Below are 14,754 nucleotides of genomic sequence, written 5' to 3'. Positions count from 1 at the left end.
TCTAGCCTTGATTGATCCTATATGTTATTGGAGCGACTGAGAAATTTGGCTCGACCGCGCTTCCGCAGATTGCTCCTTCTAGGATGATGTATGCATCAATTGGAAGCGAAAATCGCGCTTTCGGATTCTCAGTGCGTCGCTGGTGCGGGCCTGCCGTCTCGCGGTGAAGCCCGTGATCGTCGCCACGCAAATGCCGGACTCGATGGTCGCCGCGCCCACGCCGACACGTGCGGAAGTCTCCGACGTTGCGACCGCCATCTATGACGGGGCGGACGCCGTGATGCTGTCGGCGGAATCGGCGACGGGCCGCTATCCGCGCGAGGCCGTCCAGATGATGGACCGCATCATCCGCAGCACCGAACAGCACAAGATGTACCGCTCGATCGTCGAGGCGACCCAGCCCGGCGAAGAGCAAACGCCGCCGCACGCCGTTGCGACGGCCGCTGCCGACCTCGCCTCCGTCATACACGCCGCAGCCATCGTGGCCTACACGTCGAGCGGCACCACGGCCGCACGCGTCGCGCGCAAGCGGCCGAGCCTCCCGATCCTCGCCATCACCCCGAGCCGCGAAGTGTCGCGCCGCCTGTGCCTGCTCTGGGGCGCTCACAGTGTCCTTTCCGACGACGTCCAGAGCTATGAGGAGATGGTCGAGCGTGCGACAACTCTCGCGCACGCGGAGCAATTTGCCTCGAGCCGCGACCTGCTGGTCGTCGTCGCCGGCATTCCCTTTGCGCAGGCAGGAAGCACGAACAATCTGCGCGTCGTTTCGCTCCCCTGATCGACCGATCGGGTCGGCGCTGACCGAGGCCCTACCGACGCTTCGGGCAAGGCTCAATCCTGCTGGCACTAACCACCTTGGGTGTACAACGCGGGTAACAGACCGCGAACAGATGACACCCGTGTTACCTAATAAGGGATATGAACAGAATTGGGCATAGCGAACGCGGCGCGGCGAAAAGGCGGCGCATCGGTGGAACAAGTTGGGCGCTACTGCAAATTGACATCAACCACTGAGCATTGCGGCGATCCACGGCCGTAGCGACGGAACGATCCGGGAACAAGTGCTCGCTAGAGCTGGGTCGTCCGTCAGCAACACAATGACTGCACCAATTGTGGCGAGTGTAGCACCTGGCTTGCGATGCTTTCCTGAACCCACTCACACCACGAACGCCGATCGGGGTTCACTATCTGAGCCTTCATGGGCCTGCCGTCTCTCATCGCATCGAATTGAATTGGCGGCCATTGCCGGAAATTGCCAAGCCGCTACATTGCCGGCGATTGAAAATTCCTGCCAAGTCGTTTCCTGCCAAGTCGTCGGCGATTTAGCGCGGCGCCTGCGGCAACAAGCCATCGTTGGACTGCAGCAAAGACGGCGCCACCGTTTCGGAAGAGCATTTGCAGCTCCAGACGCTGAGTTGATGAATCCAGTGCCACATTTTCAAGGTAACCATTTAGAATGACGCAAACCGTGTCGCGATACTTGGCGTGGGGTTTCCTTCTGGGCCTCTTCATTGTCACCGATACGACGCTGGCATTGCGCCCGCACACGTTGATTTCGCCGAACGTCGATCGTTTTGCGGCTTTGTTCATCATAGGCGCCACGTTTTCGTTCGCTTATCCGAAACATGTGCTGCCAATACTGCTCGTTCTCCTTGTCGTAGTCGTCGGCTTCGAACTCATTCAAAGGCTGATCCCTCATAGACATGGATACGTCATGGACATGCTCGTCAAGGGCACCGGCTGCTGTGCAGGGGTTATCGTCGTAGACGCCTTGAGGCGCGCGCTTTCGGCGAAGTCCGATCGGACACATCGAGGCACGCCCTTGATCTAGCCGGGGCAGATCGCTCCGTACGTGATCAAGACGCTCCCATTATCGGATAGCCAGCCGAAGCACCGTCTTCACCCCGCTTGGCTCGTCTTGCAGCGAGCGCTTCGCGCAGCCTTCTCGGATCAATGCCAGCGCGAGCGCCACTGCGCCTTCAGGACATCGACGCGACCACCTCCAGCATCACCTCGGTCGCGCCTCCAGCGATCGAGAGGATGCGCGCATCGCGCGCTATGCGCTCGATTGCACTCTCGCGCATAACGCCCATCGCGCCGTGAAACTGGACGCACGCATATGCGACCTCGTTGACGAGCTCACCGCAAATGGCTTTCAACATCGATATCTCGCGCAGGCAATCGTCGTCCGCCGCCATGCGCCAAGCCGTGGCGTAGAGAAACTCACGGCTTGCCTCCACCTTCGCAGATAGCATTGCGAGACGTTGACGGATGGATTGCATGTCCCACAGGACACCGCCGAACGCGCGGCGCGTTTTCACGTAGGTCAGCGTCATATCGATCGCCGCCTCGGCAATTCCTATCGCCAAAGCGGCGAGAACGAGGCGCTCGTTCTGCAGGTTGCGCATCATCGAGTAGAAGCCCTCTCCCTCTCCACCGAGCGCATTGTCGGCAGGAATACGGCAACCGTCGAAGACCAGCTCCGCGGTGTCGGAAGAGCGCCAGCCGAGCTTGTCCAGCTCTCGGGCAACATGGAATCCCGGAGTCCCCTTTTCCACGAGAAACATCGTGATCCCGTTGCTTCCCGCGGAGGGATCGGTCTTGGCCGCGACGCAGTAAAGGTCTGCGTGCACGCCATTCGTGATGTAGAGCTTCGAGCCATCGAGCACGTAGGATTCGCCCTCTCGCCGCGCGCGCGTTCGAATGGCCTTCACGTCCGAGCCAGCATCCGGCTCAGTGATGGCAATCGCAGTGATTGTCTCGCCTCTGACAATGCCCGGCATCCAGCGAGCCCGCTGGGCGTCGGTCCCATCGTGAAAGACATACGAGGAAGCCATTTCGGCGTGGACCAGCATCGCATCCGCAGCGCCGCCATAAGTCGAGCGCCCGAGTTCCTCGGCGAAGACCGTTGATGCGACCGCGTCCATTTCGGCGCCACCATATTCGGCCGGATAGCGGATGCCGAAGAAGCCGAGTTCGCCCATGCGACGCCAGGTCGGACGGGGAATGAACCCGTCCTCCTCCCAACGATCTGCATGAGGCTTTATCTCCTCCTCGACGAACCTGCGGACTTGGTCCCGCAAGAGCTCATACTCCCCTGCAGCCCAAGGCAGCGCTGGTCCTGGCGGCGGTATCAAACCTTTGTGCATCATCTTCGTCCGCTATCGTTATCAATCCGACGCGAATGGTTCCGCTTGGGTCGGTACACCTAATGCAATTCGAGAGCTTCGGATCGGCTAGAGCTCGATTTCCTCTCTTGTCCCCTCCGAGGATGAGGCAGCTTTGGACTCCGCAACCCAGCGCAGTCCGTCGATCACCCCCGCCAGTTCCGCCAATGTCGGGCGTTCGAAGAGGTTACGAAGCTGCACGCTGACGCCGAATGTCTTTCGCATGCGCGTCACCGCACGCACGACCAGGAGCGAATCCCCGCCCAGTTCGAAAAAGTTGTCGCGACGTCCAATCGCCCCGACTTTCAACAGCTCGCACCACAGCCCCGCCAACTTCTTTTCGGTCTCCGTCGACGGGGCGACGAATTCTTGTGCAGGCTGGATGTTCTCCGCCGTCGGCTGGGGAAGCAAGGACCGGTCGATCTTACCGTTGGACGTAAGCGGCATCTGCGCCAGGCAAACATAGTAGGTTGGAAGCATCGCCTCCAGGAGTTCCTCGGCGAGGTGGGCGCGGAGCTCCGCCACGGTCAAAGGTTTTGACGAGACATAGTAGGCCACAAGTCGTGCCATGCCGCCTTCGGCCGCTGGCGGTTCGATCTCGCCGGCTTGTGTTGCTGGTCTCGCCGCTGTGGTGGCACTGGCGACGACCGCGCATTCCTGGATATGCGGATGCTTGAGAAGCCGCGCTTCGATCTCACCCAGTTCGATCCGCGTGCCTCCGACCTTCACCTGATGATCAGCGCGGCCGAGGAATTCGAGGCGCCCCCCCGAGGTCCAGCGGGCTAGATCGCCCGTCTTGTACAGCCTCAGCTTCGAAAACCCGTCCCGGGGATCGATAACCGTACGGAAGCGCTCGCTGGTCAGATCGGGACGATTGAAATAGCCCCGCGCGAGACCATCGCCAGCGATGAACATCTCACCGATGACGCCGGGCCCGGTGGGTTGATATGCCTTGTCCAGAACATAGATGCCGGCGTTGGCGGCCGGAACGCCAATCGGCACCGATGCGGATTGATCCCGATCGATGTCGAAACGATGAATCATGCAGCCCACTGTTGCTTCGGTTGGTCCGTACTCGTTGTAGATCTCGATCGGATGAGGGATGGCTTTCGTGATATCGCGGGCCAGTCCGGTCTTGAAGTCTTCTCCGCCCACGATGAACTTGCGCAGCCTTGTGATCGCCAGATTGCGGTCGCGGATCATCGCGAGATGCGCGGGCGTCAGCTTCATGATATCGACTGCATTGCCGTCGATCACCTTGAGCACGACCATGCTCTGCACTCCGGGATCACCGAGATAGACCACGATGCGGCCTCCAGTGATCAGCGGAGTAAAGATCGTCGTCACGGTTAGGTCGAAGGCGAGAGACGAGAAAAGCGGCCAGGCGAGACGCTCGCCGGAGCTGTACACGCGCGCCGCCCACCAGATGTAGTTCACCAGGCTACGATGCTCGATCTCGACGCCTTTTGGCGTTCCGGTCGACCCGGAAGTGAAGATGATATAGGCGACACCGTCCGACGCGGCCGCCGACGGTCGTGTCGAACTCGGCTGGTGCAAAATCGAACCGAAATCGGCGTCGAGCAGGAAAACGTCGGCAAGTTTCGCCGGAACGATGGATTGCAGGGGCGACTGAGTGATGACCATCGGAATCCGCCCGCCGGTCCCGTTGGAAATGTCCTTCAGAATTGTAGCAATACGCCCCTGCGGCGTTGACGCATCAACCGGCACGTAAGCCGCGCCGGACTTCAGAACACCCAGGATCGCCACTACGACTTCAATAGAGTGCTCCATGAACACAACGGCAACCTGCCCCGGCCCTACGCCGGCTGAACCCAAGTGCGCGGCCATCTGGTTGGAGCGTTCGTCGAGCTCCTGGTAAGTCAGCGTTGCATCGCCAAAGCGGATCGCTTCAGCGTCGGGACTAAGCGTCACCTGGTCACGGAAGAGATCGATGATCGTCCTGTCCGATGGGTAGCGCGACGCCGTGGCGTTGTACTCGACAACCAGCGCCTGATGATCGGCATCTTTGAGAGCAGGAAGCGCTAGGCTCTCCGCCACGATTGGCAGGACTTCGTTCATGAAACAAGCTCCATCCGGCAAATATAGAAATCAGTCACGTCGATCGCTCGGATGCTGGATCGCCTGGCGAAAAAGCTCTGCGATGACAGGTGCGTCAGGTTCTTCCAGCATGGAAATTTCGTCGCAGCTCTCCGGTCCAAAAAAGAATTCAGCGTGCGGCGCCGCCAGACGCCATCGATGCGGCGCTGCACCCGATCGCAGCCAGGCCTTGTTCGGAAGAAAGATACATACCCGCCCCGAATACGGACCAGGTTCGTACCGCCGACAAGCCACGATCGCGGTGGATTTGAGTCGCTCTCTACTCGCCAGCACGGGATCTGTCGTAACAGGCTCCTTGCGGACGACGGTTGCGATAGAGCGGACATGCTCGCGGAGCCGGCTGCCGAAATATCGGAGACGAGCGCCGAACGTCGGCAGCTTCGCGATCGCTCGGGCAAACGACACCGCCTTGCTCCTGGCGTGGAAATACAGCAGACGCGGAAGTTCTTGATGGGTCGTGGGGTGGATAGGGCCAAAGAGCATGGTGCATGAGACCTCAGCACCGCGTTGTCTCAGAATTTTCGCCAGTTCGAAGGCCGTTGAGGCCCCAGAGCAGTAACCGGCGATGATGTAGGGACCGGTTGGTTGATACTCGACGATCTGGCGGGCGAAGTACTCGGCGATATCTTCGACGCGGTCCATCGGATTGCTCTGCCCGTCGAAGCCCGGGGGCTGAAGGGCGTAAAACGGCTGATCGTCACCCAGGTGCTTCGACAGGTCCGAGAACGTGGAGGGGGCGCCGACATGCCCGGGCACGGCGAAAATCGGCGTGCCTGTTCCGCGAGACCGCAGGGGAATGATTGCAGGCTGTTGCAATGCCACCGCGGTGGCCATGTTCAGAAATGCAATGATCTCGGCCTTACGGTCCCGCAGCTGGTCGCGAAGCTCCACGCTCAGCGCCCCGGCCGGGGCGCTGCACTTCAGCCGGCCTTCCTCGACCCAGACCTTGATGTCCTTGACCGCGAGATCCGCAAGAAGGTCCGAAAACTGCATCAAGTGTACTGACATAGGGCTGGCCCGTGCTCTCGCCTGCGACCGCGAGCTGTGTGAAACGCGCGCACTTCGAGTGAACTTGCGTGAGCTTCTCGTCTATCCGCAGCGAATAGTGACATCGCCGAAACTCCAATTCACGACAGCCATCATTTCCGAACAACCACGCTCCCGATATACCCATGTTTAGGTACGAAGCTTCCGACATCCCAATCGTTCTCATCCCACGCCATGGGTCGTCCCAAGCCGCACCCCAGGGCCTTGGAGATGGCCTCGAGCCGGGTCCAGCGCCTGAGGAAGCCCTCCAGCCTGTCTTTCGGACCAAGGGCGGTGTAGGACTCGTGCTCAAAAGCGGAAAAGCAAAGCGCTGCGATTTCGTCCGCTTCGGGCACGGGTAGAACTGCCTCTATATCCACTCCAACCTCTTGCCCAATCGAAAGCGCGATCACCGCCACATCTGCGGATCGTGAAACGCTGAAGTGCAAATCGCAGGCAGGCATGCGGTGCGAAAGGTGGGGTTTGCCTAGCCGTCCATATTCCAGCTCGACATCTGACGGCGGGATTCCAAGTTTTGAAGCCAGAATCCGGCGTAGCTGTCCACGACAGGCAACAAAGCGACGGCGATCCCGCTCCAGCAGCATCTGCTCGGCGCGCCTGCGTTCCTCCTGGTTCAGGCACACACCCACGTCCTGCTCGGTATCGAGCGTGAATGCCAACACCTCCAAGCCACCGCTTTCGAGAACCCGGGTGATCATGCCGGCTTCTTTTGGCTCGACTGTCCTACTCTGAGAAGATGCTGATGGCGCGACGAAAGATTGACTGACGTCGAGTCTGACTGGCCGCAACGCAGCAGCTCGAAATTTCAGACCCGCATCCGACGCCTCATGGCAATTGTTTCCGCCCGCGCCAGAAGATTGGATCGCGTCGAGTCCAGGGTAGCAATCCAACCTCATACGCGGATTCCGATCGCAGTAACGCTCATGTGCACCGCAGCACCCTGATGGAGCGGCAACGCCATTGACGCGGATTTCCCTGATTAAGCAATCGTGTAGGTGCGAAAACAAGGAGCGGCCGATGGAAATTTAGATGTATGGAAGGGCTACATCGAAAGACCTAGAGCTGCATCCAGCTAGCGAGGAACCGCTCCGGCCAGTCCGGGCCCGACGAGAGTTTTCTTGCACTGTGGGCCGCTGGATAGACCTAGCCAGGGGAGAGAAGCCCATCGAGCGCGGCATAACCCATTTGGGGCATGTCCTGGCACGATGCGCACAGGATTGGGATTTCGAGGCTACGGTCTTGCCTCAATCCGGCGGCCCTCTTTGACAAGGAGCGGCTTGTCCAAACCGCTGAGCATTTCGCTCGATTGAGGGATCGAAGTAACCGGCCCCTCGGACCTTGGAAGCTCACTCGCTCATCCCGATACCAAAGCCCGGGACGCAATTCGGCATCGATGCAAGCACAGTCCTCGCCTGCGCACATTGAGAAGTTACTACAAGCGTCACGCTGTCGCGGTTGAGACCGGACGCGCCCCAGAATTTAGGGGGCTTCCGTGTAGGGGCGGCCCGTTGAGACGGCGAGCGTAGCAAGAGTCGTCCTGTTGCTGATCTCGAGCTTGCGGAAGATGTGGTTGAGGTGAACCTTGATGGTGCCGTTGGTTACGTTCAAGCGGCGGCCAATCTCCTTGTTTGACAAGCCCTCCGATACCAAACGCATAATCTGACGCTCGCGATCCGTCAGCACGGCAAGGTCCTTCTCCGCCGCCATTGACGGCGCAGAAGCGCCGGCTTCCTCAGTCGATGGAGGCGGAAACATTCTCTGGCCCCCAGCGACTTGCCGAATTGTCTGCAAGAGCCTTTCCGGCCCGTCCTCGCCCAAGATGACGCCGTGGGCTCCCGCTGCTGCCAGCATAGCGAGATCGCGATCCTCAATGGAGGTGACAAACCACACGAGGCGCACAGCGGGCGTCCCGGATGCAATCTCAAGCATTGCCTGTCCAAGAAGGTCAGGCATCGACATGTCCAAGATGACGATGTCGGGCGCAAGATCCCGTATTTGCCTGAAGCAGCTCGCACTATCCGTGCAACGCGCAACAACTTTGAATTCACGCTCTGCTTCGAGCAGGCAATTCAGACCCAATAAAAAAACGGGATATCTGCTAGCAATAAGCACACGACTGAAATGCATTTACAATCAACCCTCGGTCCCCTCCAGTTGCAGCAAAGCGCCCAATTTCAGTAATAAGCTACCCTAATACGCAGCTTTTGCGTAAGGTCTTGTTAGCACGCCCAGACACCCGTGCATCTACGGCCTGAACGCACCGCCAGCGCATAAACACACAATGCAAGATCAGCATCACGTCCGCAGCACACCCTGAGCGAGCACCTGAGGAGCACCAAGGATCGCCATAAGCGTTCACATTACGACCAGCATTCCAAATATGTCTATAACCAAAGACATATTTGGATATTGGGGATTAGCATCTAAGTTTATTAAACGTTTTGACGCAAGCTCAGGGCTTTTTTCGCCCCAGATTTGTCCGGCGGGCCAAATCTGAAGAAGCGATTTGAATGCGTCATTGTTTGGGCTTGGCGAGCTCGAAAGCAAGAGGGTCGGATTACAACCGATACGCCGTTTCGTTTATTTTTGTAGCGTCCAGGAGAGTTCCATGAGACGACATTATTCTTTTTCTATTTTGCTTAGTGGCGAGAATAGTCTGCGGAAAGAAGGCCTTGCTAGAATCCTAAACTCAGAAAACTTCCAAATTTCAGCTTCAATAACCAGCGTCGACGATCTGCTTGCTACTGATGTGCTTGGCGACATCCCGTCGTGCCAGGCCTTGTTCCTGATTGTTCACAACGGCGACGACATCAGCCACACAGTCGAGCAAATCGCCTCCTTCAGGCACCATTATGCGGACGGACGCGTCGCAGTTGTCGCGGATCACTATCGTCCGAGCGATCTGGCTGCTGCGTTTCGGGCTGGCGCCACGGGCTACTTCATTGATGTGATGAACTGCGATGCGTTCATCAAGTCCATCGAGCTCGTCATGATGGGAGGAACAGTGTTCCCACCGGCCTTCTTGACGTCTGCCCTTGATGCTGAGAGTCACGACATCGACGGCGCTCCCCCATCCAATGACGATAATCGTGGCATAGCGAACGTGGACGAAGGACCCGCGCAGCAGCTTTCGCCGCGAGAGATCTCAATTCTGCAGTGTCTGATCGAGGGCGATTCCAACAAGTGCATCGCACGCAAGATCAACATTGCCGAAGCCACCGTGAAGGTTCACATCAAGGCAATCCTGCGCAAGATCCGCGTTCAAAACAGAACACAGGCAGCGATCTGGGGGCTGAACCATCGACCCATGGCCTCGCTGCCAAACAGACCGGCGCATTCGGCTGCTGACACCACCGAGCGCGTGCTCCCGCCCAAGAGAGAAGTCCCCAAGATCACCAGGGCGGCTGGCCGGCTCACGCCGCTTGGCACCATCGCCCCTGCGGCGAGCTATTTTGAAGTGCCCCTCAAAAACGGGCACGGCCGCAAGGAAATGAATCCAACGGTCGGCGGTGCGATCCAAATGCGAAAATAGCAGAGGTGTCGGGTCCGGCATCCTGTTGTTGGCGCGACGCTTCCTCGAGCGTCGCGCCTGCGGGTAGAGCAGATGGCTCATGATCCCCTGCATGGACACGTATTGACCCTCGACCGTCGCCGCCACGCAACGGCAAACGTAAGGGGCGATCCGCTCCAAGCATCTGCGCGGTGGTCGCGAGAAGCCTGCGGCATGTTCCAGCTCTCGGGTCAGAGATTGATGATACGGATGCGGATCGATATCCGCGGAGCTCCGCGTCCCTCGAAAGGTCGCTGCAACCGCTGACGCATCGAAGTCATCGGGTTGCTCAAGTGAGCCGATCAGATCTTGGTCATGCGTCGCAACTGTGCGCAAGGACTGTGGATCATCGCGATCCAAATGGACGGTTGATCCGTACGACGGCCGACGGCAAGCCTGCGGTACCCCAACCTGATACAAGGTGGCGTACACCTATCGTCGATGTCGTCACGATATCGAAGTCAGCTCGACTCGGTAAGCACTTTGAAGGGCCTCCAAGCCAGCTGGCAGGCTTGACTACGCCTAGTCACGAGCACAACCTGAGAGCGTCGTGAAATTTTATGGCGGGATTGATTTTCGCCGTGGCGAGAATTGGCGTCCAGGCGCAGAACGGAAGCTGAAATGATCCTGTTGACCGGAGGCGCCGGATATATCGGGTCTCATATCGCAGTCTCGCTACTTGATGCGGGTCTGGATGTCGTTGCCGTCGACAATCTCTGCAACAGCAATCGCGCCTCTCTCGAACGGGTGCAGGCAATCTGTGGGCGATCGCTCGTCTTCCGGCATGCCGATATCTGTGATGAAGAGACGATCTACGAGATCCTGCGTACGCACGACGTGAGTGCAGTGATTCACCTCGCCGGCCTCAAGGCGGTCGGTGAGTCCAGCGCTCACCCCATGAGTTACTACGAGAACAACGTCGTGGGAACCATGCGGCTTGTGTCAGCCATGACGAGAGCAGACGTCAAGACGCTCGTCTTTAGTTCGTCCGCAACGGTCTATGGGGCGCCTGCATATCTGCCACTGGACGAGAAGCATCCCATCGGACCGATAAATCCGTATGGCCGCACAAAATACTTCATCGAAGAGATATTGCGGGATCTCGGTGGGTCCGACAATGATTGGCGGATTGCCATCCTGCGCTACTTTAATCCAGTCGGCGCACACGAAAGCGGGCTCATCGGCGAAGACCCTCTTGGTACTCCCAACAATTTGTTGCCGTTCGTAGCACAAGTCGCAATTGGACGACGTGAACGGCTTCATATCTGGGGAAATGACTACGATACGCCGGATGGGACGGGTATCCGCGACTTCATTCATGTCGTCGATCTTGCATCCGGACATCTGAGCGCCTTGAGCAAGCTGAGCCGGCCCGGCATTCTGACCGCCAACCTCGGAACGGGAAGCGGCAGCAGCGTGATGGAGGTGGTCAAGACATTCGAGGCCGTGAGTGGCCGGTCAGTGCCATATGTGATCGATCAACGCAGGGTCGGTGATGTCGCAGCCTGTTACGCGGATCCGACGCTCGCAAAGAACCTGTTGGATTGGACCTCAAGACGGTCGCTGACGGAGATGTGTGCCGATCATTGGCGTTGGCAAATGCAGAATCCAACCGGCTATCGCAGCAGCTAGATGGCGAGGCTTATGCATTGATCACTGCCACGCGATGCGGCGAATGATCTTGACCGATCTCGTGCCAAGATCAGCTCGAATGATCGTCGGCGATCGATGTCGCCAAATCGTCGAAGGACATACAGCACGATCGCATTTGGCACCGCCGGCTGATCGCAACCTATCGCCCAAAGACGTTTGGGCTCCCCACCGCCGCATCGACGTGGCAGAGATCACGCCAAGTCCGGAAGGCGCATTGTCAAAATGCCGCACCGGATGGTGGCCAGTCCTCAATTGTCGCTTTTCCCGATGACCGCTAGCTTATGGCGGGGCATCTCGGGAGTTTGCAACTACGGCTACGGCGACCGGGCTCGCGAGGTCCGGAAAGGAAAATATGCTTCTGGACAACGAAAGGCCAGCTTCGGTGACGAGCTTCGAGGGTGCCGCAGCCCGCGGGACAGAGACCGAGGTCGGACTTACGCTGGGCCAGACGATCGTTCGAAATGCCCGTCTCTCTCCGCATCAACCTGCGATCGTTTCGAGCACGTTTGCGCCTCTGACATACCAGGATCTTGAACACCAACTGGAAGCTTTCCGCCTACGGCTGCGTTCGGCTGGGTTCGATTGCAAAGCACGCATCGGAGTGCTTATGCCAAGTGGCCCGGAGGCAGTTCTCGCCATCGCGGCCATCGCCTGCTGCAGTATCGCAGTTCCCCTTGATCCGAGGCTGTCGCCGGCTGAAATCGAGCAACGCCTCGATATGCTGCGCCTAAGCGCTCTCCTCGTGCCGCAAGGCTGCGCTTCGGAAGCTCGGAAGGTCGCTGAGCGGATAGGGCTTACAGTGATCGAGGCCTTGCCGATTGGACACGATCGGCTTGGATTCGATATCGCCGCCCAACACCGAAGCTCCCCCGCGCTCGACGACGAACCCGATCCGGATTCACCCGCCTTCATCCTGCAGACGTCGGGCACGACCGCACAGCCGAAACTCATTCCGTTCAGTCACAGCAATATGCGAGCGGCGGCCTCGCGTCTTCAGGCCTGGTTCGGCCTCACACCTCGGGACCGTTGCCTGAGCGTGTCGCCCCCGTTCTATTCTCATGGGCTCAAAGTAACGGTGTTCACGCCGTTGCTGACTGGCGGCAGCATCGCGGTCCCGGCGAACGGTTCCGTCATCGCGCTGGACGAGTGGTTCGATGCGCTACGGCCAACTTGGTACTCGGCGAGTCCCACGCTTCACACTGCAGTGCTGAGCAAGGCAGAAAGCAGCGAAAATGCACAGGTGGCGCACACGCTGCGATTTGTGGTATCGGGCGGCGCGCCGCTACCAAGCGACGTGCAGACGGGCTTGGAATGTGTTTTGGGCGTACCTGTGCTCGAGCATTACGGCTCGAGCGAGGCCGCACAGATTGCTGCCAACCTGGCGCCACCCGGTGCGAACAGACCGGGGACTTGCGGAAGGCCCTGGCCAGATACTGTCGTCATTGCTGCTGAGGACGGGTCTTCGGTACAGGCTGGCGAGCGCGGCGAGATTTGGGTTCGCGGCCCGACGGTCATAGCCGGCTATCTCGGTGCGCCGGAGCTCAATCAAGCTGCTTTCACGGAGGGATGGTTTCGCACCGGTGACATCGGCAGCTTCGACGAGGATGGCTTTCTGCGCCTCCACGGCCGCCTGGGCGAGTTGATCAATCGCGGTGGTGATAAAATTTCTCCCGCCGAGATCGAAGCCGCGCTGCTACGACACCCGGCATTGGCCGAGGCTGCGATTTTCGCAATCCCCCATCCACGCCTTGGGGAGGATATCGCAGCCGCCATCGTCCTTCGCCCTGGTGCACAGACGACACCTGCGGCACTTCGCCAGTTCCTGCAACGTGAGCTGGCATGGTTCAAGATTCCCCGGCTAATCGTGATCCTCGACAAGCTGCCCAAAGGCATAACGGGGAAAATCCAGCGACGACGACTTCGCGAATTGCTCGACGTGCCGTCGGGTCAGGAGGCGCCGGCGCGTTTGCTCGCCTCGGGAAGCAGTTCGCCGGATCTCGAAGCCGAATTGTTGACCGTATGTCGACGACTACTGAAATCCGACACGATGACGGTTGACGACGACTTTTTCGCCAGCGGTGGCGACTCCCTTCTGGCGATGGAAATGCTCATCGAGCTCGAACTGCTCCTCGGCCGTCGTGTCCCGGAAACGATCCTGCTGGAAGCAGGGACCATTCGATGCCTCGTCCGAAAGCTTGCCGTGCAGAGTAGCGAGCCACCGACGCCATTTTTTCAGTTCCATGCCGGCAGCAATCGACCTCCGCTGTACTTCTTCAACGGGGACCTCGTCCGCGGCCACACCTGCATGTGGCGCGTCGCAGAGCTCTTGGGGCCCGATTATCCGATCATCTCGATCGATCCCCACGGACTTCACGGGGACGCGATTCCGGGTTCGATCAGGGAGATGGCTGCCGACCGTCTCTCCTTGCTCCTGGAACGGCAGGCGAGCGGTCCCTTTCTCTTGGGCGGCAAATGCAACGGCGCGATGGTGGCGTTCGAAGTAGCCCACTTGCTGGTAGCAACCGGCCATAAGGTTGATCTGGTTGCGATGGTCGACCCGCCAACCATCAAGGCCCGCCCTGCCCCGCGGGCGATCATCGAGCTTATGAAGCCTGTCGTCTCCCCATATCAGCTGCGCTGGATGTATGAGAAAATGGCGCAGCTGGAGCGGTACTCCAAGGCTTCGACAAGGAGGCAAAAGACGATCGACGGTCCCGAAGTTCCTCCGGTGCTGTGGGACGCTTACTCGATTGCCATGGCTCGATATCTTCCGGCACCGCTCGACGTCCCCGTGGCATTTTACGCCGCCGAACACGACGGCCGGGCATGGCGGCACCTCAGCTCTCAACTCGAAGTGATCGAGGTGCCCGGCGGGCACCCCGGCTGTCTGACGATCGGCGCGGATCTGCTCGTGGATCATTTGCGGCAGCGGCTCGAAAGGCTTTCCTTCGAATAAGCCTGGGACCACCGGTGCGTATCAGGCCGCGTGACTGATCCCCGTCGACATGACGCCCAGGGTGGGCCGCGGGCAGCTGGTTGGGGACAGGCGACAGCAACGGCAATACCCATCCCTTCGTCTCATGCCGCACGGTTTCCGGCAGAATGAGCGAGCCTCCAAGCGCAACGACCGACGGCGTTCTCATGAAGCTGCCGTGGGTAATCAGAAAGGGTCGACACCATCGGTCGAATTTCAGATACAATTTCGATACCTGGCTCCGA

9 protein-coding genes and 1 pseudogene are annotated in these 14,754 nt (G+C 59.3%); 4 read left to right on the top strand and 6 right to left on the bottom strand.

Going from position 1 to position 14,754, the window contains the following annotated elements; all coding sequences use genetic code 11:
* Positions 1 to 139 precede the first annotated feature (139 nt).
* Positions 140 to 778 (top strand): annotated as a pseudogene (locus ACVILL_RS28655) (pyruvate kinase); the annotation flags it as partial.
* A 660-nt stretch (positions 779 to 1,438) separates the two neighbouring features.
* Here the strand turns inward: ACVILL_RS28655 and ACVILL_RS28650 are convergent.
* The 6 genes from ACVILL_RS28650 to ACVILL_RS28625 all read right to left on the bottom strand — a co-directional run bounded on the left by ACVILL_RS28650 (position 1,439) and on the right by ACVILL_RS28625 (position 8,459).
* Positions 1,439 to 1,684, bottom strand: coding sequence for a hypothetical protein (locus ACVILL_RS28650; protein WP_456732122.1), 246 nt, complete (start codon positions 1,682 to 1,684; stop codon positions 1,439 to 1,441).
* A 295-nt stretch (positions 1,685 to 1,979) separates the two neighbouring features.
* Positions 1,980 to 3,083, bottom strand: a complete 1,104-nt coding sequence (locus ACVILL_RS28645; protein WP_456732121.1) for an acyl-CoA dehydrogenase family protein — start codon at positions 3,081 to 3,083, stop codon at positions 1,980 to 1,982.
* Between the two features lie 153 nt (positions 3,084 to 3,236).
* Positions 3,237 to 5,246 (bottom strand): non-ribosomal peptide synthetase, encoded by a 2,010-nt coding sequence (locus ACVILL_RS28640; RefSeq protein WP_456732120.1) that lies wholly within the window; start codon positions 5,244 to 5,246, stop codon positions 3,237 to 3,239.
* Positions 5,247 to 5,276: 30 nt separating this feature from the next.
* Positions 5,277 to 6,278, bottom strand: coding sequence for a thioesterase domain-containing protein (locus ACVILL_RS28635; protein ID WP_456732119.1), 1,002 nt, complete (start codon positions 6,276 to 6,278; stop codon positions 5,277 to 5,279).
* Between the two features lie 146 nt (positions 6,279 to 6,424).
* Complete coding sequence (locus tag ACVILL_RS28630) at positions 6,425 to 7,030, bottom strand: 4'-phosphopantetheinyl transferase family protein (protein WP_456732118.1); 606 nt, start codon at positions 7,028 to 7,030, stop codon at positions 6,425 to 6,427.
* Between the two features lie 781 nt (positions 7,031 to 7,811).
* Entirely contained in the window at positions 7,812 to 8,459 is a 648-nt protein-coding gene (locus ACVILL_RS28625) for a LuxR C-terminal-related transcriptional regulator (protein ID WP_456732117.1), read from the bottom strand.
* A 481-nt stretch (positions 8,460 to 8,940) separates the two neighbouring features.
* On the opposite strand from ACVILL_RS28625, the gene ACVILL_RS28620 reads away from it, so the two are divergent.
* The 3 genes from ACVILL_RS28620 to ACVILL_RS28610 all read left to right on the top strand — a co-directional run bounded on the left by ACVILL_RS28620 (position 8,941) and on the right by ACVILL_RS28610 (position 14,491).
* Entirely contained in the window at positions 8,941 to 9,864 is a 924-nt protein-coding gene (locus ACVILL_RS28620) for a LuxR C-terminal-related transcriptional regulator (protein WP_456732116.1), read from the top strand.
* Between the two features lie 639 nt (positions 9,865 to 10,503).
* On the top strand, positions 10,504 to 11,514 hold the full coding sequence (galE, locus tag ACVILL_RS28615; protein ID WP_456732115.1) for a UDP-glucose 4-epimerase GalE: 1,011 nt from the start codon (positions 10,504 to 10,506) through the stop codon (positions 11,512 to 11,514).
* A gap of 373 nt (positions 11,515 to 11,887) precedes the next feature.
* Positions 11,888 to 14,491, top strand: a complete 2,604-nt coding sequence (locus ACVILL_RS28610) for an AMP-binding protein (RefSeq protein WP_456732114.1) — start codon at positions 11,888 to 11,890, stop codon at positions 14,489 to 14,491.
* The last annotated feature ends 263 nt before the right edge of the window (positions 14,492 to 14,754 follow it).

This window comes from Bradyrhizobium sp. USDA 3364, from assembly GCF_054056355.1.
Note: the sequence above shows the minus strand (reverse complement) of the source record. Positions and strands in the feature narration are given on the sequence as shown.